Annotated in this window: 25 protein-coding genes and 1 tRNA gene; 13 read left to right on the forward strand and 13 right to left on the reverse strand. The window is 74.1% G+C overall.

From position 1 onward, the window contains the following. Positions 1–177 precede the first annotated feature (177 nt). The 5 genes from BLS67_RS09325 to BLS67_RS09345 all read right to left on the reverse strand — a co-directional run bounded on the left by BLS67_RS09325 (position 178) and on the right by BLS67_RS09345 (position 6,178). Entirely contained in the window at positions 178–1,011 is an 834-nt protein-coding gene (locus BLS67_RS09325; protein ID WP_091243685.1) for a hypothetical protein, read from the reverse strand. A gap of 204 nt (positions 1,012–1,215) precedes the next feature. Next, complete coding sequence (locus BLS67_RS09330; protein ID WP_242653949.1) at positions 1,216–2,025, reverse strand: TatD family hydrolase; 810 nt, start codon at positions 2,023–2,025, stop codon at positions 1,216–1,218. A gap of 59 nt (positions 2,026–2,084) precedes the next feature. Further along, positions 2,085–3,878 carry a methionine--tRNA ligase gene (gene metG, locus BLS67_RS09335; protein WP_091243688.1) on the reverse strand — a complete coding sequence of 598 codons (1,794 nt, stop codon included), beginning with the start codon at positions 3,876–3,878 and terminating at the stop codon, positions 2,085–2,087. Between the two features lie 9 nt (positions 3,879–3,887). Next, on the reverse strand, positions 3,888–4,520 hold the full coding sequence (locus tag BLS67_RS09340) for a hypothetical protein (RefSeq protein WP_091243690.1): 633 nt from the start codon (positions 4,518–4,520) through the stop codon (positions 3,888–3,890). 131 nt (positions 4,521–4,651) lie between these two features. Further along, positions 4,652–6,178, reverse strand: a complete 1,527-nt coding sequence (locus tag BLS67_RS09345) for an amino acid permease (RefSeq protein ID WP_091243693.1) — start codon at positions 6,176–6,178, stop codon at positions 4,652–4,654. A 110-nt stretch (positions 6,179–6,288) separates the two neighbouring features. Between BLS67_RS09345 and corA the strand changes: the two genes are divergently transcribed. Together corA and BLS67_RS09355 are read left to right on the forward strand one after the other, a co-directional pair. Beyond that, entirely contained in the window at positions 6,289–7,401 is a 1,113-nt protein-coding gene (corA, locus tag BLS67_RS09350) for a magnesium/cobalt transporter CorA (protein WP_091243698.1), read from the forward strand. 195 nt (positions 7,402–7,596) lie between these two features. Beyond that, positions 7,597–8,526 carry a DUF559 domain-containing protein gene (locus BLS67_RS09355; RefSeq protein ID WP_091243703.1) on the forward strand — a complete coding sequence of 310 codons (930 nt, stop codon included), beginning with the start codon at positions 7,597–7,599 and terminating at the stop codon, positions 8,524–8,526. 144 nt (positions 8,527–8,670) lie between these two features. Here the strand turns inward: BLS67_RS09355 and rsmI are convergent, their stop codons facing one another. Continuing rightward, positions 8,671–9,504 carry a 16S rRNA (cytidine(1402)-2'-O)-methyltransferase gene (gene rsmI, locus BLS67_RS09360; RefSeq protein WP_091243706.1) on the reverse strand — a complete coding sequence of 278 codons (834 nt, stop codon included), beginning with the start codon at positions 9,502–9,504 and terminating at the stop codon, positions 8,671–8,673. Between the two features lie 39 nt (positions 9,505–9,543). Between rsmI and BLS67_RS09365 the strand changes: the two genes are divergently transcribed. From BLS67_RS09365 to BLS67_RS09380, 4 genes are all read left to right on the forward strand, one after another. Then, positions 9,544–11,061 (forward strand): dolichyl-phosphate-mannose--protein mannosyltransferase, encoded by a 1,518-nt coding sequence (locus BLS67_RS09365; protein WP_091243708.1) that lies wholly within the window; start codon positions 9,544–9,546, stop codon positions 11,059–11,061. 32 nt (positions 11,062–11,093) lie between these two features. Further along, a complete protein-coding gene (locus BLS67_RS09370; RefSeq protein ID WP_091243711.1) occupies positions 11,094–11,519 on the forward strand; it encodes a MarR family transcriptional regulator in 426 nt (141 codons plus the stop codon). 33 nt (positions 11,520–11,552) lie between these two features. Beyond that, the gene (locus BLS67_RS09375; protein WP_242653950.1) at positions 11,553–12,863 is read left to right on the forward strand and encodes an MFS transporter; all 1,311 of its coding nucleotides are present in this window, start codon (positions 11,553–11,555) and stop codon (positions 12,861–12,863) included. 80 nt (positions 12,864–12,943) lie between these two features. Continuing rightward, on the forward strand, positions 12,944–13,729 hold the full coding sequence (locus tag BLS67_RS09380; RefSeq protein ID WP_091243716.1) for an enoyl-CoA hydratase/isomerase family protein: 786 nt from the start codon (positions 12,944–12,946) through the stop codon (positions 13,727–13,729). A 46-nt stretch (positions 13,730–13,775) separates the two neighbouring features. Here the strand turns inward: BLS67_RS09380 and BLS67_RS09385 are convergent. From BLS67_RS09385 to BLS67_RS09405, 5 genes are all read right to left on the reverse strand, one after another. Next, positions 13,776–13,848, reverse strand: a tRNA-Ala gene (locus tag BLS67_RS09385). Positions 13,849–13,895: 47 nt separating this feature from the next. Beyond that, entirely contained in the window at positions 13,896–14,567 is a 672-nt protein-coding gene (sepX, locus tag BLS67_RS09390; RefSeq protein WP_091244212.1) for a divisome protein SepX/GlpR, read from the reverse strand. Between the two features lie 182 nt (positions 14,568–14,749). Then, positions 14,750–15,322, reverse strand: coding sequence for a GNAT family N-acetyltransferase (locus BLS67_RS09395; RefSeq protein ID WP_242653951.1), 573 nt, complete (start codon positions 15,320–15,322; stop codon positions 14,750–14,752). A gap of 55 nt (positions 15,323–15,377) precedes the next feature. Next, positions 15,378–16,817, reverse strand: coding sequence for a molybdotransferase-like divisome protein Glp (gene glp / locus BLS67_RS09400; RefSeq protein ID WP_242653952.1), 1,440 nt, complete (start codon positions 16,815–16,817; stop codon positions 15,378–15,380). Between the two features lie 88 nt (positions 16,818–16,905). Further along, complete coding sequence (locus BLS67_RS09405) at positions 16,906–17,844, reverse strand: UTP--glucose-1-phosphate uridylyltransferase (RefSeq protein ID WP_091243722.1); 939 nt, start codon at positions 17,842–17,844, stop codon at positions 16,906–16,908. Positions 17,845–17,871: 27 nt separating this feature from the next. On the opposite strand from BLS67_RS09405, the gene BLS67_RS09410 reads away from it, so the two are divergent. Next, positions 17,872–18,447 carry a 5-formyltetrahydrofolate cyclo-ligase gene (locus BLS67_RS09410; protein ID WP_091243725.1) on the forward strand — a complete coding sequence of 192 codons (576 nt, stop codon included), beginning with the start codon at positions 17,872–17,874 and terminating at the stop codon, positions 18,445–18,447. Here BLS67_RS09410 and BLS67_RS09415 read toward each other — a convergent pair. Then, a complete protein-coding gene (locus BLS67_RS09415; protein WP_207500440.1) occupies positions 18,444–19,130 on the reverse strand; it encodes a FadR/GntR family transcriptional regulator in 687 nt (228 codons plus the stop codon). The two genes, BLS67_RS09410 and BLS67_RS09415, sit on opposite strands and share 4 nt — an antisense overlap. Positions 19,131–19,183: 53 nt before the next feature. Here BLS67_RS09415 and BLS67_RS09420 point away from each other — a divergent pair, with 53 nt between their 5' ends. From BLS67_RS09420 to BLS67_RS09435, 4 genes are read left to right on the forward strand one after another with little or no spacing between them, the layout of a single operon-like run. After that, positions 19,184–20,614, forward strand: a complete 1,431-nt coding sequence (locus BLS67_RS09420) for an SLC13 family permease (RefSeq protein ID WP_242653953.1) — start codon at positions 19,184–19,186, stop codon at positions 20,612–20,614. Between the two features lie 14 nt (positions 20,615–20,628). Continuing rightward, a complete protein-coding gene (locus BLS67_RS09425; RefSeq protein ID WP_207500442.1) occupies positions 20,629–21,810 on the forward strand; it encodes a CaiB/BaiF CoA transferase family protein in 1,182 nt (393 codons plus the stop codon). Further along, entirely contained in the window at positions 21,807–23,333 is a 1,527-nt protein-coding gene (locus BLS67_RS09430) for an acetyl-CoA carboxylase carboxyltransferase subunit alpha/beta (RefSeq protein ID WP_242653954.1), read from the forward strand. The genes BLS67_RS09425 and BLS67_RS09430 overlap by 4 nt, the downstream gene beginning before the upstream one ends. A 23-nt stretch (positions 23,334–23,356) precedes the next feature. Beyond that, the gene (locus BLS67_RS09435) at positions 23,357–24,079 is read left to right on the forward strand and encodes an AAA family ATPase (protein ID WP_091243737.1); all 723 of its coding nucleotides are present in this window, start codon (positions 23,357–23,359) and stop codon (positions 24,077–24,079) included. Positions 24,080–24,083: 4 nt separating this feature from the next. Here BLS67_RS09435 and BLS67_RS09440 read toward each other — a convergent pair whose 3' ends face one another. Then, positions 24,084–24,551, reverse strand: coding sequence for a MarR family winged helix-turn-helix transcriptional regulator (locus tag BLS67_RS09440; protein ID WP_207500444.1), 468 nt, complete (start codon positions 24,549–24,551; stop codon positions 24,084–24,086). A 126-nt stretch (positions 24,552–24,677) separates the two neighbouring features. Between BLS67_RS09440 and BLS67_RS09445 the strand changes: the two genes are divergently transcribed. Continuing rightward, complete coding sequence (locus BLS67_RS09445) at positions 24,678–25,046, forward strand: FmdB family zinc ribbon protein (RefSeq protein ID WP_091243743.1); 369 nt, start codon at positions 24,678–24,680, stop codon at positions 25,044–25,046. A 110-nt stretch (positions 25,047–25,156) separates the two neighbouring features. Continuing rightward, a complete protein-coding gene (gene cpaB, locus BLS67_RS09450; protein ID WP_091243746.1) occupies positions 25,157–25,771 on the forward strand; it encodes a Flp pilus assembly protein CpaB in 615 nt (204 codons plus the stop codon). Positions 25,772–25,800 lie beyond the last annotated feature (29 nt).

The following is a 25,800-nucleotide window of genomic DNA, read 5'->3' on the forward strand; positions in this document are numbered from 1 at the left end:
GATCGGTCACGACACGATAACGAACGAGTTGCGTCCAACGGCAGTGCTGGAGACATCTGATCAGGTCGATCAGTCGACATGGAGTAGCCACGCCGACACCACGCGTCACAAATGCCCTATCCGGCCCCGTACGACGGGACCGTGTGCCACGTGACCAGCGTCACGGTGTGACCTGGGTCAGCCCGCCAGGGCCGGGGCCGCGTGCCGGACCGGGCGCAACCAGGTCACCAGGAAGAAGGCCACCGCCAACCCGGCGGTGATGGCCGAGAACCCGCCCGCCACCAGCGCCACCGGCACCAGGTCCACCCCGTCGGTCACCCGGTCACCCAGGTCGACCCCGGCCACCAGCAACGAGGCCCCCAGCGGCACCAGCGCGAGCACGCTCGCCGCCGCGCACACCAGGTGCGCCGTCCACGTGCGCAGCGCCTCGTCCACCGGGACGTCGGCGCCCTCGGCCGCCAGCGGTCGCGCGACCACCCGCAGCAGGGCCACCTCGGCCAGCACCCACGCCGCCCCCGGCGCCACCAGCGCGACCACGGCCACGCCGCGGTCCAGCGAGCCGGCCGACCACAGCGTCCAGGCCACCACCAGCTCGCCCACCACGGCCACCCGCATCGACCACAAGAGCCAGGGCGAGATCTGCTCCCCGCGCCGGGGACGCCGTGACCCCGCGGCCCACCGCGGCCGCGGACGCGTCGCCTCGGCCAGCAGCACCCCGGCCAGCAACCCCACCACCAGCGCCGGCAGCCACAGGAACACCGACGCCTCGGCGAACATCGCCACGCTGATCCCGATCAGCACCAGCCCCAGCACGAAGCCCAGCTGCCGGACCCGCCGCCCGTGCCGAGCCTGCCGGGCCAGCACCGCGGCACCGGCCTCGGACGGCGGCACCAGCTCCACCGACCCGCCGGCCACCAGCCGGCGGTCCGAGGCCTGGGCCCACCCCCGGGCCAGCAGACCCGACGGCACCATCACGGCGATGAACAGCACGACGGCGATGAGGCGACCCACGGTGTTGATTGTGGTCCTTCGGACGACGCGGCGCTGTGTCTGATGTCGCGCTCCGCGCTCCGGCCGCGGCCAACGGCCGTCCCCGGCTGCGTGGAGCCCCGCGAGCACTCCTCGGGGGACCCTCCGGGCCCCCGCTCCTCGTGCGCGCAACGCGGCTCAGCAGGTGCCGTCCCCGATCGCCGTGGTTGGGGGCGAGCGTTCCGCTCAGTCGTGCCAGGGGCCGAAGACGCGTTCTGCGGTTGCCGTGAGTTGGTGGCAGAGCTGCTCGAGGTCGGTGCCGGTGACCTCGGCGAGGGCGCGCACGGTGTGCGGGACCAGGCGGCTGCTGTTGGGGCGGCCGCGGTGGGGCGCCGGGGTGAGGAAGGGGCTGTCGGTCTCGACCAGCAGCTGGTCCAGCGGCGCCAGGGCCGCGGCCTCGCGCAGGTAGCCGGCGTTGCCGAAGGTCAGCGTGCCGGCGAAGGAGAGCACCGCCCCCCGGTCCAGGCACTGCCGCGCGAACGCGGCGTCGCCGGAGAAGCAGTGGAACACGGTGTGCTCGGGCAGGCCCTCGTCGTCCAGGACCCGCAGCACCTCCTGGTGGGCGTCCCGGTCGTGGATGACCAGCGCGATCCCGTGCCGCTTCGCCACGGCGATGTGCCCGCGGAAGGACGCCTCCTGGGCAGCCCAGCCCTCGGGGCCCGTGCGGAAGCGGTCCAGACCGGTCTCCCCCACCGCCCGCACCCGCGGCAGCGCCGCCAACCGGTCGATCTCGGCCAGCGCCTCCGGGGTCGCCGCGCCGGCCCCGGCCTCGTTGGGGTGCACGGCGACCGCGGCGAGCACCGACGGGTGCCGGGCGGCCAGCGCCGCCGACCACTGCGAGCTGGCGACGTCGACGCCCACCTGCACCAGCCGGGTCACCCCGACCGCGGCCGCGGCGGCGATCTCGGCGTCCACCTCGTGCTCGTCGGGCAGCCGGTCCTCACCGCCCACGGCGATGTCGAGGTGGGTGTGGCTGTCCAGCACCGGCGCCGGCAACGGCTCCGGGCTCGGCGGCGGCTCGCCCCGCTTGTTCGCCCGCGAGGACGCCGAGCGGCTCAGGACCCCTCCTCGAACCGGCGCAGCTCCTCCTCGACGATGGACTCGTCGAGCTTGGTGAAGACCGGCTTCGGGGTGTCCAGCGGCGTCCCCGGGGTGATCGGCACCGAGGCCCACACGGCCTGACCCGTCGCGTAGTCGCCGGTGATCACCGGGTAGGGCCGGCCGTCGTCCAGGTCGGTGACCTCCTCGATGCGCGGCTGCACCGACCAGGTGCCCTCGCCGCCCAGCAGCTCGTGCACCTGCTGCGCGGCGTGCGGCAGGAACGGCGAGAGCAGCCCGTTGCAGTCCTTGATGGCCTGCAGGGCGGTGAACAGCACGGAGTCCCGGCGGGCCGGGTCCTCCTTGAGCTTCCACGGCGCCTGGTCCGAGAGGTACTTGTTGGCCTCGCCGACGACCCGCATGGCCTCGTTGATCGCGGCCTTCTGCCGGTTGCGGCCCAGCAGCTCGCCCACCGTGCCGAACGCGCCGGACGTCGTCGTCAGCAGGTCGCGGTCGGCGTCGGTGAGGTCACCGGGCTGCGGGACGGCGCCCACGTTCTTCGCCGCCATCGAGATCGACCGGTTCACCAGGTTGCCCCAGCCGGCGACGAGCTCGTCGTTGTTCCGGCGGCGGAACTCGGCCCAGGTGAAGTCGGTGTCCTGGTTCTCCGGACCGGCCACCGCGATGAAGTAGCGCAGCGCGTCGGCGTCGTAGCGCTCGAGGAAGTCGCGCACGTAGATGACCACCCGACGCGAGGACGAGAACTTCTTGCCCTCCATCGTCAGGAACTCGCTGGAGACCACCTCGGTGGGCAGGTTCAGCGCCCCGTAGGAGCCCGGGGTGCCACCCTTGTCGCCGCCGCCGTTGTAGCCCAGCAGCTGCGCGGGCCAGATCTCGGCGTGGAAGACGATGTTGTCCTTGCCCATGAAGTAGTAGGCGTCGGCGTCCGGGCTCTGCCACCACTGCCGCCACGCCTCGGGGTCACCCGAGCGCCGCGCCCACTCGATCGAGGCCGAGAGGTAGCCCACGACCGCGTCGAACCAGACGTAGATGCGCTTGTCGTCCCGCTCGCGCCAGTCGGGCAGCGGGATGCGGATGCCCCAGTCGATGTCCCGGGTGTAGCTGCGCGGCTTGAGGTCCTCGAGCAGGTTCACGCTGAAGTTCAGGACGTTGGGCCGCCACGCCTTGCGCGTGCCCAGCCAGTCGCCGAGGGCCTTGGCGAAGGCGGGCAGGTCGAGGAACCAGTGCTCGCTCTCGACGAACTTCGGCGTCTCGCCGTTGATCTTCGAGACCGGGTTGACCAGGTCGATCGGGTCGAGCTGGTTGCCGCAGTTGTCGCACTGGTCGCCGCGGGCGCCGTCGTAGCCGCAGATGGGGCAGGTGCCCTCGATGTACCGGTCGGGCAGGGTGCGCCCGGTCGAGGGGCTGATCGCGCCCAGCGTGGTCTGCGCGAAGACGTAGCCGTTCTTGAGCAGGCCCAGGAAGATCTCCTGGCTCACCGCCGCGTGGTTGGCCGTCGTCGTCCGGGTGAACAGGTCGTAGCTCAGCCCCAGGCCGGTGAGGTCGCCGACGATGATCCGGTTGTTGCGGTCGGCGATCTCCTGCGGCGAGACGCCCTCGGCGTCGGCGGCGACGGTGATCGGGGTGCCGTGCTCGTCCGTGCCGCTGACCATCAGCACCCGGTTGCCGGCCATCCGCTGGTACCGGCTGAACACGTCGGAGGGCACGCCGAAGCCCGAGACGTGGCCGATGTGCCGGGGGCCGTTGGCGTAGGGCCAGGCGACCGCGGTCAGGATGTGCCGATCACTCACGGCACGAGACTAGTGAGCGGTGTCGACCACGTTCGTCGTCGCCGTCCCGGCCGGCGCCGGCTGCCCGGTGAGCGAGACCGTGACCAGGGCCAGGGCGATCACGGCCAGGGTCACGGCGCGGGCCCGGCGGTGGGCCGCCGGCGGGCGCGGGACGCGGACCGGACGGCGCGTGGTCGCCGTCCAGTCGCCGGCCGCCGGCGACGTGCCCAGCAGCAGCTTCACGAGCGGGAGGACGGCGGCCGTCACCGCCAGCGCGGACAGCGAGAAGGTCTGGCCGCCCAGGTCGACCTGCCGGACCCCGTCGGCGACCCCGCCCACGGCGAGGACGCCGAGCAGCACCAGTTCCCCGACGGACACCGAGACCAGCAGCCGGTTGCCGGCGCCGTCGACCAGCGACGCACCGCCCGCGGCGACGAGCACGACCCAGCCGGCCAGGCCCAGCAGGGTGCCGGCCACCAGCACCCCGGGCGGCCGCAGTCCGTCGCCCCAGACGGCGTCCAGCGAGGTCAGGCCCAGCGCGAGCAGGCCCACGGCCTGGACGACGGCGAGGGCACCCGAGGCCAGGACGGTCGCCGGTGCCCGGCGCCGCCCGGTGGTCGGGGTGACCGGGATGCGGGGCAGCGCGACTGCGGTGCTGGACAACGGATCTCCCTGGACGGCGACGGTCGGTCACCGTGGAGGTCGTCCCGCCGCGCCCGGGTCCGGAGACGAGGACGGGGCCGTCTCACCCGGGTGGGTGAGACGGCCCCGCCGTCGTCGTGCCGGTCGTGGGGCTACTGCTGGTGGCCCTGACCCGTGGTGCCGTCGCCGGTCTCCACGCTGTGGTCGTGGTCGCCGCCCTTGGCCAGCCGGCTGTGCTTGCGGCCGTAGGCGTAGTAGACGCCCACGCCGATGGCCATCCACACCGCGAAGCGGATCCAGGTGTCGGTGGGCAGGTTCATCATCAGGTACAGGCTGGCGACCGCCGCCACGATCGGCAGCACCGGCATCAGCGGCACGCGGAACGCCCGCGGGAGGTCCGGCCGCGTCCTGCGGAGCACCACGACCCCGATGCTGACCAGCACGAAGGCGAACAGGGTGCCGATGTTGACCAGCTCGGCCAGCGTGCCCAGCGGGATCAACCCGGCCATGATCGCCACGACCACGCCGGTGATGAGCGTGATCCGGTACGGCGTGCCGTAGGTGGGGTGCACCTTGGCCAGGCCCGGGGGCAGCAGGTGGTCCCGGCTCATGGCGAACAGCACCCGCGACTGGCCCAGCATGAGGATCATGACCACGCTGGTCAGCCCGGCCAGTGCACCGACCGAGATGATCCCGGCGAAGAACGGCAGCCCGACGCTGGAGAACGCACCGGCCAGCGGGGCCGAGGCGTTCAGCTCGGTGTAGTTCTGCATGCCGACGACCACGAGGCTGACCAGCACGTAGAGGACCGTGCAGACGGCCAGCGAGCCGAAGATGCCGCGCGGGAGGTCCTTGCTCGGGTTCTTGGTCTCCTCGGCCGCGGTGGCGACGATGTCGAAGCCGATGAAGGCGAAGAACACGATGGCCGCGCCGGCGATGACGCCCTCGACGCCGAAGCTGGCCGGGGCGAACCCGGTGAGCAGCTGGATGAACGGCTGGGTCAGCCCGGAGCCACCGCCCTCGGCCGGCTCGGTCGGCGGGATGAACGGGCTGAAGTTGGCCGCCTTGACGTAGAAGACGCCGACCACGATCACCAGCAGCACGATCGCGACCTTGATGGCCACGATGATCGAGGTGATGCGCGACGACAGCTTGATGCCCAGGATGAGCACCCCGGTCATCAGCAGCGCGATGAACATGGCCGGGATGTTGAAGCGGGCGGTCTCGCCGGCGATGGTCTCGGGCAGCCCGATGCCGATGTCGCTGAGCAGCTGGTTGAGGTACCCGGACCAGCCGACGCTCACCGTGGCCGCGCCCAGCGCGAGCTCGAGCACGAGGTCCCACCCGATGATCCAGGCCACCAGCTCGCCGAACGTCGCGTAGGAGAACGTGTAGGCCGACCCCGCGACCGGCACGGTCGAGGCGAACTCGGCGTAGCAGAGCGCGGCCAGCCCGCAGACGATGCCGGCGATCACGAAGGAGATCGCGACCGCCGGGCCCGCGGTGGTCTGCGCGACCTCGCCGGTGAGCACGAAGATGCCGGTGCCGATGATGACGCCGACGCCGAAGACCGTGAGGTCCAGGCCGGACAGGTTCTTCTTGAGCTGGTGCTCGGGCTCCTCGGTGTCGTGGATGGAGTCCTCGACGCTCTTGACGCGCCAGCGGTTGGTGACGGCCATGTGCGTTCCCCCTGCCCTGCTTGTTGATCACGTGTGGTGGTCGGAGCGTGCCACGCGTCACGTCGGGCCGCACGCCTACGCTCGCCGTCGACCCGCAGCGGAGGAGACAGATGGCCAGCACCGACGCCGGGACCGACGCACCTGCGGCCACCCCGGCCCCCAAGCCCCGCCCGCGGCACAGCCCACGCCCGGCCGGTGCGCCGCTGGGCCCGGCTCCGCACCGACCCGAGGGCGACCCGGTGGTGGGGTGCGGGGTCTACGTCGACGGCCACCGCGTCGACGGCGTCGCCCCCGCAGATGCCCTGCGGGTGGCCCGTGAGCGCGACGGCTTCGTCTGGCTGGGTCTGCACGAGCCCAGCGAGAAGGAGTTCGAGTCCATCGCCGAGGAGTACGGCCTGCACCCCCTCGCCGTCGAGGACGCCGTCTACGCCCACCAGCGCCCCAAGCTCGACCGCTACGACGACGGCCTGTTCATGGTCCTCAAGACCGCCATCTACGTGGAGCACGAGCAGCTGACCGCCACCAGCGAGGTGGTCGACACCGGCGAGGTGATGGTGTTCCTCGGCCCGCACCACGTGATCACCGTCCGGCACGGCCAGCACGGCGGGCTGGCCGACCTCAGGCACCGCCTGGAGGAGCAGCCCGACCTGCTGTGCCACGGCCCCTCCGCCGTGCTGTACGCCGTCGCCGACCTCGTCGTGGACCACTACGTGGAGGTCGCGGCCAGCGTCGAGGAGGACGTCGACGAGCTCGAGGCGTCGGTCTTCTCCCCGCAGCGCACCGACGACATCCCGCGGCTCTACCAGCTCAAGCGCGAGCTCATGCAGCTGCGCCGTGCGGTCACCCCGCTGGACCTCCCGCTGCACGCCCTCGCCGAGCGGCAGGTCGAGGTGGTGCCCGACGCGATGCGGTCCTACTTCCGCGACGTCCAGGACCACACCATCCGGGTGCGCGACCAGATCGCGTCCCTGGACGAGCTGCTGTCCTCCATCCTCCAGGCCTCGCTGGCCCGCACCTCGCTGGCCGACAACGAGGACATGCGCAAGATCTCCGCGTGGGCGGGCATCATCGCCGTCCCCACCGCGATCGCCGGCATCTACGGCATGAACTTCGACTACATGCCCGAGCTGAAGTGGCACCTGGGCTACCCCCTGGTGCTGCTGCTGATGGCCGCCGCCTGCGCCGCCCTCTGGCGCGCCTTCAAGCGCAGCGGCTGGCTGTAACCCCCGCGCCAGCCCCGCTGTCCACACCCCGCTCCCACCTCGAACCGAGGCAAAGGAACCTCTGCACCCCCCATCCGCGCGGTTGGGGGGTGCAGAGGTTCCTTTGCCGAACTCGAGGCGGCACGGATCGGCGGGCTGTCCACAGATTGCGGCGCAGTGCCCCACCACGGCGTCCCGGCATCGACGATCACCGGCGTGCCCGCTGACCACCACCGCCGCGCCATCCACGACCTGCTGCGAGGGCAGCACGGCTTGGCCACCCGCCAGGACCTCCTGCGGGTGGCCCCGCGGAGCATCGTCGACAACCACGTCGACAGCGGCCGCCTGCTCCGCGTCTTCCCCCACGTCTACACGGCGAAGGGCGACCCAGCCGCAGGTGATCGTCGGCTGCGGGCGGCCGTGATGTGCGTCGGCGGCGTCGTCGCGCTGAGCCACACCACCGCGCTGGCCGTGCACGGCCTACGTGCAGCCAGCGGCCCGGTCCACGTCACCATCGCCTCGAAGCACCGCAGGGCCGGTGCGACCGACCTCGTCGTCCACCGCCGCGACGGCTTCTCCGAGGCCGACCGCCAATGGGTCCGCGGGCTGCCCGTGCTGCCACCGGCCGACAGCCTGGTGACCGCATGGCCGCTGCTCCCCCGCGCCGAGCGCCGCCCGGTGCTCGTGGACGCGGTCCGTGAGCTGCGGCTGGACCCCGCGCACCTCGTCGCAGCACTGGGACGCAGGTCCAACATCGGCGGCCGACGACAACTGGCCCAGGCCATCGCCCTGGTCGCGGACGGGGTGCGGAGCGAGCTCGAGGCGCTCGGCGTCCTGGGCGTGTTCACCCACCGGTCGATGCCGACCAGCCGTGGCCAGTTCGCCGTGGACTGCCCCGACGGCATCACCAGGCACCACGACCGTGCCTGGGAGGAGGCGATGCTCGCCGTCGAGCTGCACGGCGCGGCCTTCCACACCTCACCCCGGCAGCGCGCCGACGACCTCGCCCGGGACGCCGTGTTCGCCGCGCTGGGCTGGCTGGTGCTCCGCTTCACCTACGCAGAGGTGCTGCGCGACCCCGACGGAGTGCGGGCGAAGGTGCTGGCGGTCTACCGGGTGCGGGTGGCCCAGCTCCGCGCAGCCTGACCCTGCCCCGCCCGCCCCCGCTGCAGTACGGCAAAGCATCCGTTGCACCCCGTTCTGGCTCCGGCAGGGGGTGCAGAGGTTCCTTTACCGCGGGGCCGGGGGCGGGGGCTCGGCAGCGGGCCCGGCGGGGCGGGGCGGGGCGGGTCAGGGGTGCTTGGCGGCCACCACCGCGTCGAAGACGACGCGCTTGGGCAGGCCGGTCCGGGTGACGACGGCACGGATGGCGTCCTTGCGGGTCTCCCCCGCCGCCTCCTCGCGGGCCACCTCGGCGGCGATCTCGGCCGGTGTCAGGTCGGCGGGGCCCGCCGGGGCACCGGCGACCACCAGGGTGATCTCGCCGCGCACGCCCTCGGCCGCCCACGCGGCCAGCGACCCGAGGGTGCCGCGGACGACCTCCTCGTGGGTCTTCGTGAGCTCGCGGCAGACGACGGCGGGGCGGTCGTCACCCAGCACGGCGGCGGCGTCGGCCAGCGCGTCGGCCAGCCGGTGCGGGGACTCGAAGAAGACCATCGTGCGCGGTTCGGCCGCCAGCGCGGTGAACGCCGTCCGTCGGCCGCGGCGGGGCAGGAACCCCTCGAAGCAGAACCGGTCGCACGGCAGCCCGGACACCGCCAGCGCGGTGGTGACGGCCGACGGCCCGGGCACCGAGGTGACCTCGATGCCGGCCTCGACGGCGGCGCGCACCAGGGTGTACCCGGGGTCGGACACCGACGGCATGCCGGCGTCGGTGAGCAGCAGCACGGTCTGCCCCGCCTCCATGGCGGCCACCAGGCCGGGCAGCCGGGATGCCTCGACCGTCTCGTGGAAGGTCACCACCCGGCCGGTGAACGTCACCCCGAGGTCCTGGGCCAGCCGGTGCAGGCGGCGGGTGTCCTCGCAGGCGAGCACCTCGGCGGTGGCCATCGCCTCCCGCAGTCGGGGGCCGACGTCACCGGGTTGTCCCAGCGGCGCGCCGCCGAGCACGAGTCGTCCCGTCACGGCACGAGGGTGTCAGACCCTCCGCCTACCCTGACCGGCATGGCGGTGCTGGCTCCCGAGCGCACGCCCGACGAGGCCGCGCCGGCCCGTCGGGTGCCCCGGCGTCCGGCCCGCCAGCTCACCCCGCCGCTCCCCACCGACCGGGTGCTGTCGTGGGTGCTCGCCGCCGTGCTCGGCGTCGCGACCTTCGTCAGCCGGCTCTGGGACCTCTCCTACCCCGGCGACCTGCTCTTCGACGAGGCCTACTACCCGCCCGAGGCCAACGAGGTCCTCGAGTGGGGGTACGAGTACAACCGCGGCTACACGTTCATCGTCCACCCGCCGCTGGGCAAGCTGCTGATCGCCGGTGGCATCAAGCTCTTCGGGTACGACAGCTTCGGCTGGCGGTTCCCGAGCCTGGTCGCCGGCACCGTGGCGGTCGTCGTGCTCGCCCGGCTGGGTCGGCGGCTCACCGGGTCCACGCTGCTCGGGCTGGTCGCGGGGCTGCTCATGGCCCTCGACGGCTTCGCGTTCACCGTCGGCCGCATCGGGCTGCTCGACGTCTTCCTGCAGGCCTTCGTGGTCAGCGCGGTCGCCTGCCTGGTCGTCGACCGCGACCGGGTGCGGGCCCGCATCCGCGCCCGCGGCCCGCTCACCCACGGCTTCGCGCTCGGCCCCCGGGGCTGGCGGATCGCGGCCGGGGTGCTGTTCGGCTGCTCGGCCGGGGTCAAGTGGTCCGGCGTGTACTTCCTGGCCTTCTTCGCGATCCTGTCGCTGTTCTGGGACCGCGCCGCCTGGCGCGAGGCCGGCGTGCCCAGCCCCACCCGCACGGCGCTGCTGCGCGGCCTGCCCGGTGCCGCGTGGGCCCTGGGGCTGCTCCCCGTGCTCACCTACCTGGCCACCTTCACCGGGTGGTTCCGCGGCGAGAACTCCCAGGGCCGGCACTGGGCCGACCAGAACCCCGACACCGACTGGCCCTGGATCCCCGGCCCGCTGCGCTCGCTGTGGCACATGCACGGTGAGTGGTTGGCCTTCCACAACGGGCTGTCCACCCCGCACCCGTGGGAGTCCGGGCCGTGGTCGTGGCTGGTCGACGGCCGGCCGATCCTGCTGTGGAACCCGCAGGGCCTCACCGACTCCGCCGGCGACCAGGTCATCCGCTACATCTTGATGGTGGGCACCCCCACGCTCTGGCTGGTCTTCGCCCCGGCGATGCTGTGGCTGGTCTGGCGGATCGTCGCCCGGCGCGACCCGGCGGCCATCACCGTCGCGGTGGGCATCGCCGCCGGCTGGCTGACCTGGTTCGTCAACCTCGAGCGCACGATGTTCATCTTCTACATGGCACCGGTGCTGCCCTTCTTCGTCCTGGCGGTCACCCTCGCCCTGCAGGACGTCCTGGGCCGGCAGACCGGCCCCGACCGGGCCACCCCGTTCCGCCGGCAGCTCGGCCTCGGCGCGGTGAGCCTGTACCTGGCCGTGGTCGCGCTGACGTTCGTGTTCTTCTACCCGGTCCTCACCGGGCAGCCGCTGTCCTACGCCGAGTGGGTGCAGCGCATGTGGTTCCCCAGCTGGTTTTGACGTATCCATAGTTGGGTTGTACAACTGGGTGCATGGTTGATGACCGGACCGAGCTGGCCGCGCACCTGGACGACGTCGTCGTCGGGCTGCGCCAGCTGACCAGCAGCCGCACCGAGCTCAGCCTCACCGCGGCCGCCACCCTGGCGACCCTGCAGCGCTCCGGCCCCGCCCGGCTCACCGAGCTGGCCGCCGCCGAGGGTGTCAGCCAGCCGTCGATGACCGCGCTCATCGCGCGGTTGTCGGGGCAGGGTCTCGTCCACCGGGCCGCCGACCCGCGCGACGGCCGGGCCGTCGTCCTCAGCCTGACCGACGCCGGCGCCGACCTGCTGTCCCGGCGGCGGACCCAGCGGGCCGCGCGCATCGCCCGCCCGCTGGCCGACCTGGACGACGACGACGTCGCCCGGATCGCCGCAGCACTCCCCGCCCTCGGCCGCCTGGCCGGGGCCCTCCAGCACTGATCCCCCACGACCCCCACCTGCGGAGGTGACCTGGTGAGCGCACACGGCGCAACCAGCCAGAAGTCCAGCATGCTCGGCCAGCCCAAGGCGGTGTACGCCGTCGCGTTCGCCTGCGTCGTCAGCTTCATGGGCATCGGGCTCGTCGACCCGATCCTGCCCTCGCTGAAGACCCAGCTGGGCGCCAGCGAGAGCCAGGTGACGCTGCTGTTCACCAGCTACCTGGTCGTCACCGCGGTCGCGATGCTCGGCACCAACTGGGTGTCCAGCCGGATCGGGGCCAAGCAGACCCTGGTCGCCGGGCTGTCGATCATCGTGGTCTTCTCCGCGCTGGCCGGGCTCAGCGACTCCATCGGCGGCATCGTCGGCTTCCGCGCCGGGTGGGGCCTGGGCAACGCCCTGTTCATCGCCACGTCGCTGGCGGTCATCGTCGCCAGCGCCTCGGGCGGGTTCGCCGGCGCGATCGTGCTCTACGAGGCCGCCCTCGGCCTGGGCATCGCGGCCGGTCCGCTGGTCGGCGGCTTGCTGGGCAGCATCAGCTGGCGCGGCCCGTTCTTCGGCGTCGCCGTGCTGATGGCGATCGCGCTGCTGGCCACCGTCGTCCTGCTGGACAAGACGCCCAAGCCCGTGCAGAAGATGCCGCTGTCCGCCCCGCTCAAGGCGCTGCGGCACCGGGGCCTGCTGACCATGGCGATCACCGCCCTGCTCTACAACTGGGGCTTCTTCACGATGCTCGGCTACGCCCCGTTCCCGATGGAGCTGTCGGCGATCGAGCTGGGCTTCGTCTTCTTCGGCTGGGGGCTGCTGGTCGCGCTGTTCTCGGTCGTCGGTGCGCCCCGGCTGCAGGCCCGGTTCGGCACCGCCCGCAGCCTCTACGGCGCGCTGGGCCTGTTCGCCGTCGACCTGCTGCTGATCGCGGTCTTCACCGACACGAAGTGGGCGCTGATCACCTGCGTGATCGTGGCCGGGGCGTTCATCGGCATCAACAACACGCTGACCACCCAGGCGGTCATGCAGGTCAGCCCGGTCGAGCGGCCGGTCGCCTCGGCCGCCTACGGCTTCGTGCGGTTCCTCGGCGGCGGGCTGGCGCCCTTCGCGGCGGGCAAGCTGGTCGAGGCCTTCGACGTCCACGTGCCCTTCTACGTCGGTGCGGTGGCCGTCCTGGCCGGCGTCGCCGTGCTGGCCAGCGGGCACCGGATCCTGGCCGCGGCCGACCGCGGGATGGCCGAGGACGGCCACCCGGTCGACGCACCCGACGACGTCGCCGGGGAGATCGCCGACGAGTTCGGCGGTGCCCCGGGTGCCGTCGACGGCGAGGTCGAGGCGGAGCTCCTGCACCGTCGCTGACCCCGCCCCACCTGCGCCACCGTGCCCCCGGTCCCGACGGACCGGGGGCACGGTGCTGCCGGCACCCCTACGGTCGGGCCATGACGAGCAGCGCGACGACGCGACGGGTGAGCACGGCACGGGACGGCGACGTCTGGGTGGTCACCCTGGACCGGCCAGAGGCCGGCAACGCGATCGACCTGGCCCTGGCCGACGCCCTCGTGCGGGCCCTCGACGACCGCCCGGCCGACACCCGCACCGTGCTGCTGCTCGGCGCCGGCCCGCGGTTCTGCGTGGGCGGCGACGTGCAGGGCATGGCGGCCGCCGACGACCGCGCCGCCTTCATCGGCGCGCTGGCCGACCGGTGGCACGACGTCGTCCGACGGGTGGTCGGCTGCCCGGTGCCCGTCGTGGCAGGCGTGCAGGGCGCCGTGGCCGGGGCGGGGATCGGCCTGGTCGGCGCCTGCGACCTCGTGGTGGCCGCCCGCGCCACGAAGTTCCGCCCCGCCTACGGGGCCATCGGGCTCTCCCCGGACGGCGGCAGCTCGTGGGCCCTGGCCCGCACCCTGGGTGCGCCGCGGGCGCTGGAGCTGATGCTCACCAACGGCACGCTCGGCGCGGCAGACGCGCACCTGTTCGGCCTGGTCGGCCGGCTCGTGGACGACGAGGCGCTGACTACCGCCGCCACCGAGCTGGCCCACCAGGTCGCCGCCGGGCCGGTGCGGGCGATGGTGCGCACCCGTGGTCTGGTGCGCCGCGCGGCCACCACCACGCTGGACGCGCAGCTGGACGAGGAGGCCCGGCTGATCGTGGAGTCGGCCGGCGACCCGGAGTCGGCCGAGGGGATCGCCGCGTTCGTGGGCAAGCGCCCGCCCGGCTTCGCCTGACGCAGCAGAGCCCGGGCCCCGATCGGGACCCGGGCTCTGCGACCGGTGGAGCTGAGGGGATTCGAACCCCTGGCCTTCTCATTGCGAACGAGACGCGCTACCAACTGCGCCACAGCCCCTGGTACCCGGACAGCCTACCGCCTGGCGGTGCGGCTGCCGCGCAGGGTCAGCCGGTCGCCGTCCGTGGCGCGTAGACGTCGATGTCGGCGAAGCCGATGTCCTCGTCGTCCAGGCCGACCACGGCGCTGTGCTGCCAGCTCGCGGCCGCCGGGGCGGCGTGGGAGGGGGTGACGGTGCGCCCGGGGCGCAGCGGGTGGACCGGGGCCAGCGGCAGGCTGTGCACCGGGACCGACGGCGCGGCCGCAGCGGCCGGGCGGGGGGCGGGACGGGCCGCGGGACGCGCCGGGCGGGAGGCCGCCCGGGCCTGCCGGCGGGCCGTCGCCCGGCGCTCCCGCTGGGCGGCGGCGCGGGTGACCATGAGGTAGCCGACGACGGCGAGGTCGAGCAGCACCTGCGGTGCCCAGAGCCAGGAGCGGTAGGTCAGCGCGCCGACCAGGACCAGGACGGCGAGCGCGGCCAGGCCGGCCAGCGTGCGGCGGCGCAGCGCGTGCACGTCGACCTGCAGCTCACCGGTCCGCTGGAGCTGGCTGCGGTCGATGGAGACCCGCTCGGTGTCGGCGTGGACCACCGGGTCCACGACCCGGCGACGGCGCAGCGTGCGCCCGGAGTCGACAGCACCTGCCCGGGCCGGCGCCGCGTCGCCGCGGGTGACCACCATCGGCACCAGCACCACGAACCACAGCACGACCAGAGCGGCCAGCAGCACACCCGATCCCATCGCGAACCACCCCATCCCTGGCATCCCGCATGTGCGATGCCGATCCCTGGCGTCACACGAGTCACACGGGTCACTCGAGGAGGCACGTTAGGGCGCGCGCTCCCCCCATCGAGGGAGGCGCACCGGGGCGTGCCCGTGTCGTGTCGCACCGACCCGGCGTGTCGCACGGGTCGGCGTGTCGGTCAGTGCGACCGACGGAGGTGCGCGACCACCCCGCGGGGGTGGTCACCGGCGAGCAGCGCGTAGCCCAGGTGGTCGCGCCAGTCGCCGTCGATGTCGAGGTACGAGCGGAACATCCCCTCCTCGCGGAAACCCAGTCGCTCTACCAATCGGCGGCTGGGACCGTTCTCGGGACGTATGTCGGCCTGGATTCTGTGCAGACCTGCCGGACCGAAGGCGTGGTCGCACACCAGGGCCACCGCCGTGGAGGCGATGCCCTGCCCCGCGGCGGCCCGGTCGATCCAGTAGCCGACGTGCGCCGACCGCAGCGCGCCGCGCACGACGTTGTCCAGGGTGACCTGGCCGACCAGCCGGTCGCGGTGCCGGACGGCGAAGGGCAGGGCGAGGCCCTGCTGGGCCCGCCGACGGGCGGCGCGACGCATCGCCCGGTAGACCGCGGGGGTGTGCCGCTGCTCCCACGACGCGGGCGCCGAGGGTTCCCAGGGCGCGAGCCACGCGCGGTTGTCCACCCGCAGCCGGGACCAGGCCGCGGCGTCGGCACGGCGCAGGGGGTGCAGCCGGACGTCGCCGTCCACGAGCTCGGCGGGCCAGCCCGGGTGGAGAGCGGGGTCGGACCAGAACCCGGTCAGCTCAGCCGCCGAGCAGCATGGGCATGACCGTGACGAGCCCGCCGGGCGAGACCTCGGTGACGTCCTCGTCGATCACGACCAGGCAGTTGGACCGGGCGGTGCGGGCCAGCGCGGCGTCGTGCCCGCTCTCGCCGCCGCCGACGGGCTCGACGACGTACCCGCCGTCGGGGTGCCGCATGACCTGGCCGTGCAGGTACTGCCGGTACCCCAGCGGGCTCAGCAGCTGCTGGGCCGACACGGCCTGCACCGTGCGCCGGAACAGCTGGCGCTTGCCCAGCATGAGCCGGATGGCCGGGCGCACGAACACCTCGAACGCGACCAGCGCGGCCGCCGGCTCGCCGGGGATGCAGATGACCGGGACGCCGTCGCGACCCAGCCGCCCGAAGGCCTGGACCGGACCGGGGTGCATGGCGACCTGGGCCCAGGTGACCTCGCCGAGCTGGGCGAGCGCCTCCTGCACGAGGTCGAAGCCGTTGCCGGCGAAGGTGCCGGCGATGAGCACGATGTCGCTGCGCAGCAGCTGGCTCTCTAGCAGCTCGACCAGCCGCCGCCGGTCCCGGGGCACGATGCCCGACCGGTAGGCCTCGGCGCCGGCGTCGCGGGCGGCCGCGGCCAGCGCGTAGCTGTTGACGTCGACGACCTCACCGGGGCCCGGGGTGCGGCCGACGTCCACGAGCTCGCTGCCGGCGCAGAGCACGGCGATCCGCGGGCGCGGGTGCACCAGCACCCGCTCGCGGCCGACGGCGGCCAGCAGGCTGATCTGGGCGGGGCCGATGGGGGTGTTCAGCGCGACGGCGGTGTCGCCCACGGCGACGTCGTCCCCGGCGTGCCGCACGTAGGTGCCCGGGGCCAGCTCGGCGTGGACGCCGACGTGGGCGGCACCGGAGTCGGTCCAGACCGTCGGGACGACGACGTCGGCCCCGGTGGGCAGCATGGCGCCGGCGGCGACCCGGTGCGCCAGACCCGGCCCGATGGCCGACGGCTCGGCCGGCCCGGCCTGGCTCTCGCCCACCACGGCGAGCCCGACCGGGTCCTCCGGGGTGGCGCCGACGGTGTCGACCGAGCGGGCCGCGTAGCCGTCGAGGGCGGCCTGCTCGAAGGAGGGGAGGTCCCGGCCGCTGACCACGTGCTCGGCGCAGAGCAGGCCCTGCGCGTCGAGGACGGCGAGCTCGATGGGGTCGGGGGTCGGCGCCGCGGCGAGGATCAGGTCCAGGTGCTGCTCGACGCTGCGGACGACCGGCTCGACGGCCGCCCAGCTGTCGGTGCGGGCCTCGGCGGGGGGTTCGGGCAGCTGGTCGCGGTCGACCTGCACCGTGGCGTGGGTGCCCGTCGCCGCGATCTGCCGGGTCGGCTGGGCGCCGACCGGCGAGCCGGTGGAGAGGTCGATCTGCGTGGTCTCCCGGGTACCCCGGAACCAGCCCCGCGTCCTGTCCTCGGTCACACCCGCCACCGTCACCACCGCCGTCCCGATCCGCAGCGCACCTGGAGCGGGCGCCCGGCCCCCGATGGTGCCCGGTGCGCGGGCCCGGTCAGGCCTGCGACGCGCCCTCGGGAGCAAGGTCACCGACGAAATCGCGCAACCAGGGACGCAGCGCCGGGCCCAGGTCGTCGCGCTCGACGGCCAGCCGGATGACGGCCTTGAGGTAGTCGAGCTTGTCGCCGGTGTCGTACCGGCGGCCGGAGAAGACCACGCCGTGCACCGGGACGCCGTCCTCGACCAGCTTGAGCAGGGCGTCGGTCAGCTGGATCTCCCCGCCCCGGCCGGGCGGGGTGGCCCGGATGGCGTCGAAGATCTCCGGTGCCAGGACGTAGCGGCCGATGATGGCCAGGCTGGAGGGCGCCTCGTCCCTCGGGGGCTTCTCGACCATGCCGGTGATCCGGACGACCTGGTCGCCCTCGCCGGCGTCCGTCTGCGGGGCGTCGTCGATCGCCACGCAGCCGTACTTGTCGATGTTGTCCGCGCCGACGTCCAGCAGCGCGATGACGCAACCGCCGTGCTCGGCCTGGACGGCGAGCATCTGCTCGAGCAGCAGGTCGCGGGCGTCGATCAGGTCGTCGCCGAGCAGGACGGCGAACGGCTCGTCACCCACGAACGAGGCGGCCTGGAGCACCGCGTGGCCCAGGCCCTTGGCCTCGCCCTGGCGGACGAAGTGCACCTGCGCGACGTCCGTCGACTCCGCGACGGCGTCGATGCGGGCCTGGTCACCCTTCTTCTCCAGGGCGGCCTCGAGCTCGGGGGTGCGGTCGAAGAAGTCCTCGATCGCGGCCTTGCCGCGCCCGGTGACCATCAGGACCTCACCGAGGCCGGCGCGCGCGGACTCCTCGACGATGTACTGCAGCGCCGGTCGGTCGACGACGGGCAGCAGTTCCTTGGGCACGGCCTTGGTGGCCGGCAGGAACCGGGTGCCCATCCCGGCGACGGGGATGACGGCCTTGCGGGCGGGACGGCTGTTCGTCGAGCTCGGCATGGGGTGGACCCTAGCTAGCCTGCGGCGGTGCGCGATTCCCCCGACGTGGTGAGTGCCAAGGTGGCCCTGCGCACATCCCTGCTGGCGGCGCGGGCCTCGCAGACCGCCGAGGTGCGGACGACGGCCGCCCGCGCCGTGGCCGACCACCTGCGGGCCGGGCTGCCCGAGGGCGTCGTCGCCGGGTACGTGCCGACGGCCGAGGAGCCCGGGCACGGCGAGCTGGTCGCCGCGCTGGGCCCCCGCGCCCTGCTGCCCGTGGTCCCGCCGTCCGGTCGGGTGCTGGCCTGGGCGCGGGTGACGGGCGAGCTGGTCCAGGGCCGGTACGGCCTGCTGGAACCCGGCGGGCCGAGGCTTCCGGCCGAGGCACTGGGCGAGGCTGCGGTGGTCGTCGTCCCCGCGCTGGCGGTGGGTCTGGACGGCACCCGGCTGGGCCGCGGGGCCGGGTACTACGACCGCGCCCTGGCCCACGCCGCGCCGGACGCCGTCCTCGTCGGGGTGGTGTTCGACGAGGAGCTCCTGGACACCGTGCCGGCGGAGCCGCACGACGTCCGCCTGCACGCCGTGGTCACCCCGTCCGGCGGCTGGCTCGCCCTGCGCCGCTAGCCGCCGCCGAGGAGGGGGACGTCGGAGACCAGGTGGATGTGCGCGGCCATCGCGGCGGCCGCGGCGTCGGGGTCACCGGCCCGGATGGCGTCGGCGATCGCCCGGTGGCCCTCCAGCGAGCGGTGCGGGCGGCCCTCCTGGGACAGGGACTCGATGCGGCTGTCCCGGATGCGGTCGGCGATCTCGGCCATGAACCGGGCCAGCAGCGCCGAGTGGCCCGCGGCGGTGACGGCGGCGTGGAAGCGTTCGTCGCCGGCCACCCCGCGACCGCCGGACCCGACGTCGGCCGCCATCGCCGCCAGCGCGGCGTCGATCTCGGCCAGGTCGGCCGGGGTCCGGCGGGCGGCGGCCAGCGCGGCCAGCCGGACCTCCAGCGCCTCCCGCGCCTCGATGACGTCGCCGAGGTCCTCGCGCCGGGCGTTCAGCGCGGCCAGCACGGTGTCCGCGCGCGGCGCCACGAGCAGCACGGTGCCGTCGCCGTGCCGGACGGCGACCACCCCCGTCACCTCGAGCGCGACCAGCGCCTGCGCGAGCGTGGCGCGGCTGACGCCGAGGGATGCGGCCAGCTCGCGCTCGGCCGGCAGCCGGTCACCGGGACCCAGCCCGGCGGCGGCCGCCCAGGTGAGCAGCTGGTGCACGACCTGCTCGTAGAGCCGGTTGCGGCGCAGCGGACCCGGACCCACCGGCACCTCCTTGACACGACGGTCGTGATGGGTGCCACACTAGCGCCGGCTCAGTGGCTAGGCCACTGGACCACTCCTCCGAGGTGCTGGCCCCCGCCGGCACGAGCACGATCCGAGCACAGCCGGCGCACAGCTGGCCCCCGACGACGTGGGAGCAGACCGTGTCACCCGAGATCATCTCGATCCTGGCGCTGGTGGCGATCTTCGCGATCGCCACCTTCCTGCCGATCAACATGGGCGCCCTGGCGTTCGTGGCCGCCTTCCTGGTCGGCACCCTCGCCGTCGGCATGACCACCGACGACATCCTCGCCGGCTTCCCCGGCGAGCTGGTGCTGACGCTGATCGGCGTCACCTACCTGTTCGCCATCGCGCAGAACAACGGCACGGTCGACCTGCTGGTGCGCGGCGCGGTGAAGCTGGTGGCCGGCCGGGTGGCCTTCATCCCCTGGATCATGTTCGCCGTCACCGGCGTGCTCACCGCGATCGGCGCCCTCGGCCCGGCGGCGGTGGCGATCATCGCCCCGATCGCGCTCGGGTTCGCCGCGCGGTTCCGGATCAGCCCCCTGCTGATGGGCATGATGGTCGTGCACGGCGCGCAGGCCGGCGGGTTCTCCCCCATCAGCGTCTACGGCGTCACGGTCAACACGATCGTGGCCGACAACGACCTGCCGTCGTCCCCGGTCACGGTGTTCCTGGGCAGCCTGTTCTTCAACGTCGCCATCGGCGCGATCATCTTCGTGGTCCTCGGCGGCCGTCAGCTGGTCGGCCGCAAGGTCACCGACGAGGACGTCCCCGCCAGCACCGAGGACGGCGACACCTCCGCCGAGGTCACCGGCCACGGCACCTCGGCGGGCAGCGCCGTCGACACCGTCACCGCACCGTCGAAGGTGACCTTCGAGCAGGTCCTCACCCTGCTCGGGCTGGTCGTGCTGGTGCTGCTCGCACTGGTCTTCGACCTGGACATCGGCTTCGTCTCGATCACCATCGCCACCGTGCTCGCCCTGTTCTCCGCCGCCCGGCACAAGGGCGCGGTCATGCAGATCAGCTGGTCGACCGTGCTGCTCATCGCCGGCGTGCTGACCTTCGTGTCGGTGCTGCAGGCCGCCGGCACCATCGAGTACGTCGGGCAGAGCGTGACCTCGATCGGCGCCCCGCTGCTGGTCGCCCTGCTGCTGGCCTACATCGGGGCCGTGGTCAGCGCGTTCGCCAGCTCCACGGCGATCATCGGCGTGGCCATCTCGCTGGCCGTGCCGTTCCTGCTGGCCGGCGAGATCGGGGCCGTCGGCGTCGTCGTCGCCCTCGCGGTGAGCGCCACGATCGTCGACGTCAGCCCGTTCTCCACCAACGGCGCCCTGGTGCTGGCCAACGCCCAGGACGTCGACCGCGACCGCTTCTACAAGCAGATCCTCGGCTACTCGGGCGTCGTCGTCCTGGTCGGGCCCCTGGTGGCCTGGCTGGTCTTCGTCGTCCCCGGGTGGCTCTGATGAACGGAGACACCATGACCGGCCCCCTGGACGGCACCCTCGTCGTCGACCTCACCCGCGCACTCGCCGGGCCGCACGCCGGCATGATGCTCGGCGACCTCGGCGCGCGGGTGATCAAGGTCGAGAACCCGGGCAGCGGCGACGACACCCGCGGCTGGGGTCCGCCGTTCGTCGACCCGCCCGAGGGGGCCCGGGAGTCGACCTACTTCCTGTCGACGAACAAGAACAAGGAGTCGATCACCCTCGACCTCAAGGACGACGCCGACAAGGCGGTGCTGACCGAGCTGCTGCGCCGCGCCGACGTCCTGCTGGAGAACTTCCGGCCCGGCACCCTGGACCGGCTGGGCTTCGGCACCGACGTGCTCGCCGAGCTCAACCCGCGCCTGGTGACCCTGGCGATCAGCGGCTTCGGCCACGACGGCCCCGAGGGCGGGCGGGCCGGGTACGACCAGATCGCCCAGGGCGAGGCCGGCCTGATGTCGCTGACCGGTTCCGGACCCGACGACCCGCAGCGGGTCGGCGTCCCGATCGGTGACCTGCTGGCCGGCATGTACGGCGCCTACGGCGTGCTCGCCGCACTGCTCGAGCGCGAGCGGACCGGCCGCGGCCAGGTCGTGCGGACGTCGCTGCTGGCCGCCGTCGTCGGCGTGCACGCCTTCCAGGGGACGGCGTGGACCGTGGCGGGCGAGGTCGGCCACGCCCAGGGCAACCACCACCCCTCCATCGCCCCGTACGGCCTGTTCCGCTGCGCCGACGGCGGGTCGGTGCAGCTCTCGTGCGGGTCGGAGTCGCTGTGGCGCCGGCTGTGCGCGGAGTTCGGGCTGGACGCCGAGGCCGAGGGGCTGGCCACGAACGGCGAGCGGGTGGGCAACCGCCAGCGGGTCATCGAGCTGCTGGAGGGCGCGTTCGCCCAGGTCGAGGCCGAGACGCTGCTCGCCCGGCTGTCCGCGGCAGGGGTGCCGGCCGGCAAGGTGCGCACGATCGACGAGGTCTACGGCTGGGACCAGGTGCGGTCGCAGGGCCTGCTGGTCGACGTCGACCACCAGACCCTGGGCACCGTGCAGCTGCCGGGGCCGCCGCTGCGGTTCTTCGCGCCGTCCGCCGACGGCGAGACCGAGACCACCCGCACGGCGCACACCGCTCCCCCGGTGCTCGGCGCCGACGGCGACGCGATCCGCGCCTGGCTGCGCTCGTGAGCACCCGCATGGACGCCCGCACCCTGCGCGACCTGGTGCTCGACCCCGACACCTGGATCACCTGGGACACCCCGGTCGGGCCGCGCGACGTCTCGCCCGAGTACGCCGCCGACCTGGCCCGGGCGCAGGAGAAGACCCGGCAGGACGAGGCGATCGTGACCGGCGAGGGCCGGCTGCGGGGCCGCCGCGTGGCCGTGGTGGCCGGCGAGTTCGGCTTCCTGGCCGGCTCGATCGGCGTCGCCACCGCGGAGCGGCTGATGACCGCCATCGAGCGGGCCACCGACGAGGGGCTGCCGCTGCTCGCCGCCCCGGTCTCCGGCGGCACGCGCATGCAGGAGGGCACCGTCGCGTTCCTGCAGATGATCGGCATCTCCCAGGCCATCGCCCGGCACAAGGAGGCCGGCCTGCCCTACCTGGTCTACCTGCGCTCCCCCACGTTCGGCGGCGTGCTGGCCTCGTGGGGGTCGCTGGGCCACGTGACCATCGCCGAGCCGGGGGCGTCCATCGGGTTCCTCGGGCCGCGGGTCTACGAGCAGCTCTACGGCGAGCCCTTCCCCGAGGGCGTGCAGACCGCCGAGCACCTGCACGAGCGCGGCGTGATCGACGCCGTGGTGCCCCACGAGCAGGTCGCCGACGTCGCCGACCGCGCGCTGCGGGTGCTCGCCGCCCGCGCCACCTGGCACCGCGACGCCCAGGTCGCCGGCCCGGTGGAGGGCGACGGCACCGACGCCGACGACCCCGAGGACGGCCGCACCGCCTGGGACGTCGTCACCGCCTCCCGCCGCACCGACCGGCCCGGCGTGCGGCGGCTGCTGCGCACCGCGGCCACCGACGTCGTGGCGCTCAACGGCACCGGTGCCGGGGAGTCCGACCCCGGGCTGCTGCTGGCGCTGGCGCGGTTCGGCGGGGCGCCGTGCGTGGTGCTGGGCCAGGACCGGCGCGGGCAGTCGCTGTCGGCGCCGCTCGGCCCGGCCGCCCTGCGCGAGGCCCGGCGCGGCATGCGGCTGGCCGCCGAGCTGCGGCTGCCGCTGGTCACGCTCATCGACACCCCGGGCGCGGCTCTCTCGAAGGAGGCCGAGGAGGGCGGGCTGGCCGGCGAGATCGCCCGCTGCCTGGCCGACCTGGTCACCCTCAAGGCGCCCACGCTGGCGGTGCTGCTCGGCCAGGGCACCGGGGGCGGCGCGCTGGCGCTGGTGCCGGCCGACCGGGTGCTGGCCACCGCGAACGGCTGGCTGGGTCCGCTGCCGCCCGAGGGTGCCTCGGCGATCGTGCACCGGGACGTCGACCACGCGGGCGAGATGGCGGCGCAGCAGGGGGTGCGGGCCACCGACCTCTGGCGGGCCGGGATCGTCGACCGCGTCGTCCCCGAGCGTCCGGACGCCGCCGACGAGCCCGACGAGTTCTGCGCCCGCCTGGGCCGGGTGCTCGCCGAGGAGCTGGCCGGCCTGCTGGGTCGCGACGACACCGAGCGGATGCGCAGCCGGGCCACCCGCTGGCGCCACCTGGGCCGCCGCGCCCGCTGACCCCGGTGCGCCAGGATGCGCGGGTGGCCGTGCGACCCGGGGTGCGACGCGTGCGGGCCGACCGCGGCGCCGAGCCACCCCCGGCCGACGTCTGGCCGATGACCGTGCCGGCGGTGGCCCAGCTGTGGGCCGAGGGCCTCGAGCTGGCCCCCGGCGCGACGGTGCTCGTGGGCGAGAACGCCTCGGGCAAGTCCACCCTCGTCGAGGTGCTGGCCGCGGCGCTCGGCCTGAACCCCGAGGGCGGGTCGGCCGGCGCCCGGCTCGAGACCCGCCGCTCCGAGCCCGAAGCCCTCCCCCTCGTCGTCGAGCGGGCCCCGGGCGCGCCGCGGTGGGCCTACCTGCTGCGCGACGAGACGCTGCACACGCTCTACACCTACCTGGAGGCCAACCCGGACCGGCTCCGGCTCGAGCCGCTCTTCCACGGGCTCAGCCACGGCGAGGCGTTCCTGTCGATCTTCGACCAGAAGCTGCGGGGCGCCGGGGTGTTCCTGCTCGACGAGCCGGACGCCGCCCTCTCGTTCGCCGGTCAGCTCCGGCTGGTGGCCGGACTGCTGGACCTGGTGGCGAGGGGCGCGCAGCTCGTCGTCGCCACGCACTCCCCGCTGGTGGCCGCGCTCCCCGGCGCCCGGGTCCTCGAGGTCGGGCCGTGGGGACTGCGCCCGGCGACGTGGGAGGAGCTCGAGCTCACCGCGAACTGGCGGCAGTTCCTCGACCGGCCGGAGGGCTTCCTGCGCCACCTGGGCTGAGCGGTCACCGCTGGGTGCGGTCGGGCTCCAGACCGTCCAGGACGGCGGTCAGCGCGCCCTGCAGCGCGGCCGCCTGCTCCGTGGTCATCGCGGCGAAGAACCCCTCGCGGACGGCGGCCACGTGGCCCGGCGCGACCCGGGCGACGACGTCCCAGCCGTCGTCGGTGAGCACGCAGACGTTGCCGCGGCCGTCGTCGGCCGCCTTCTCCCGGCGCACCCAGCCGCGGTCCTCCAACCGGGCGACGGTGTGCGAGAGCCGGCTCTGCGACTGGTTGGCCATGCGGGCCAGCTCGCTCATGCGCCGACGACGGTCGGGGGCCTCGGACAGCATCGCGAGCACCACGTACGCGGCGTGGGTCAGCCCGGCGTCGCGCTGCAGCTGGGCGTCGAGCACCCGCGGCAGCAGCTCGGCCACGGCGAGCCAGGTCCGCCACGTCTGCTGCTGCTGCTCGTCCAACCACGGCGACGTCACGACCGGGACGGTAAGGGGTGTCTCGTGGACGACGCACCTGCGGTGGCGCATGATTGGCAGTCGCCGGGTGCGAGTGCCAGCCCGGTGCGCGACGAGACCAGCACCGACCTCAGGAGCCCAGCACCCGTGCCCACGTACCAGTACGCCTGCACCAACCCCGAGACCAAGCACTCCTTCGAGGTGGTCCAGTCGTTCACCGACCCGGCGGTCGCGACCTGCCCCGAGTGCGGCGCACCGGTGCGCAAGGTCTACGGCTCGGTCGGCGTGGTGTTCAAGGGCTCCGGCTTCTACCGCACCGACAGCCGCGACTCCGGGTCGAAGAAGTCCTCGACGTCGTCGTCCTCCTCGTCCTCGGCGAAGGAGTCCGGCGGCGAGTCCTCCTCCAGCGGGTCGAAGGACAGCTCGTCGTCCTCGACCAGCTCGTCGACCCCGGCGCCGTCCACCTCGTCGTCGTCCTCCTCGTCGTCCTCCACCGGCGGGTCGTCGTCCAGCTGACGTAGCACGGACGGCGGCCTGTCCGCCCGCCGTCGTCCACACCGGGGGCGCCCGTCCACAGATCGACCCGGACCGGTCGCGACCGGGCGGCGTGCACCGACGATCGGCCGGTGCCCTTCCTCCCCCTGCGCCGTCCGCGCCACCCCGCCCACACCCTGCGCCGGGTGGCCGCCGGGCTGCTGACGGGCGGGGCCCTCCTGCTCGCGCTGCGGCCGCCGGTCGACGCCCCTGCGGCCGCGGCCCCGGGCGAGCCGGTCGTGGTGGCCGCCGCCGACCTGCCCGCCGGTGCCCTGCTCGCCGAGGCCGACCTGACGACGGCGGAGCTACCCCCGGCCGTGGTGCCCGACGGTTCGGCGGCCGACCCCGGCCTGCTCGTGGGCGGTGTGCTGGCCTCCCCGCTCCGGCGCGGGGAGCCGGTCACCGACGCCCGGCTGGTCGGGCCCGGGCTGTGGTCGCAGGTGCCGGTCGGTCAGGTGGCCGCGCCGGTGCGGTTGGCCGACCTCGCGGTGGCCGCCCTGCTCCGGTCCGGCGACCGGGTCGACGTCCTCGCCACGGCCGACGGCACGGGCACCGAGGTGGTGGCCGCCGACGCCCTGGTGCTCGCCGTCCCGTCCGCCGAGACCGGTGCCGGGCTGCTGGTCCTGGCTGTGGCCACCGACACCGCGGCGCGGTTGGCGACCGCAACCTCCACGTCGACGCTGACCGTTACCCTCGGCCCGCCCTGACCGTCGCGAGGGGGACGCGCGGCTCGTCG

Origin of the sequence: Klenkia soli (genome assembly GCF_900103975.1) — a bacterium.
Lineage (GTDB): Bacteria > Actinomycetota > Actinomycetes > Mycobacteriales > Geodermatophilaceae > Klenkia > Klenkia soli.

What these genes read in the sequence shown, in the direction of transcription:
- BLS67_RS09365 (WP_091243708.1), top strand. Translation starts at nt 9,544, where the DNA reads ATGGCGGTGCTGGCTCCCGAGCGCACGCCCGACGAGGCCGCGCCGGCC.
- BLS67_RS09380 (WP_091243716.1), top strand. Translation starts at nt 12,944, where the DNA reads ATGACGAGCAGCGCGACGACGCGACGGGTGAGCACGGCACGGGACGGC.
- BLS67_RS09405 (WP_091243722.1), bottom strand. Translation starts at nt 17,844, where the DNA reads ATGCCGAGCTCGACGAACAGCCGTCCCGCCCGCAAGGCCGTCATCCCC.
- BLS67_RS09370 (WP_091243711.1), top strand. Translation starts at nt 11,094, where the DNA reads ATGGTTGATGACCGGACCGAGCTGGCCGCGCACCTGGACGACGTCGTC.
- sepX (WP_091244212.1), bottom strand. Translation starts at nt 14,567, where the DNA reads ATGGGATCGGGTGTGCTGCTGGCCGCTCTGGTCGTGCTGTGGTTCGTG.
- BLS67_RS09345 (WP_091243693.1), bottom strand. Translation starts at nt 6,178, where the DNA reads ATGGCCGTCACCAACCGCTGGCGCGTCAAGAGCGTCGAGGACTCCATC.
- BLS67_RS09425 (WP_207500442.1), top strand. Translation starts at nt 20,629, where the DNA reads ATGACCGGCCCCCTGGACGGCACCCTCGTCGTCGACCTCACCCGCGCA.
- corA (WP_091243698.1), top strand. Translation starts at nt 6,289, where the DNA reads ATGGCCAGCACCGACGCCGGGACCGACGCACCTGCGGCCACCCCGGCC.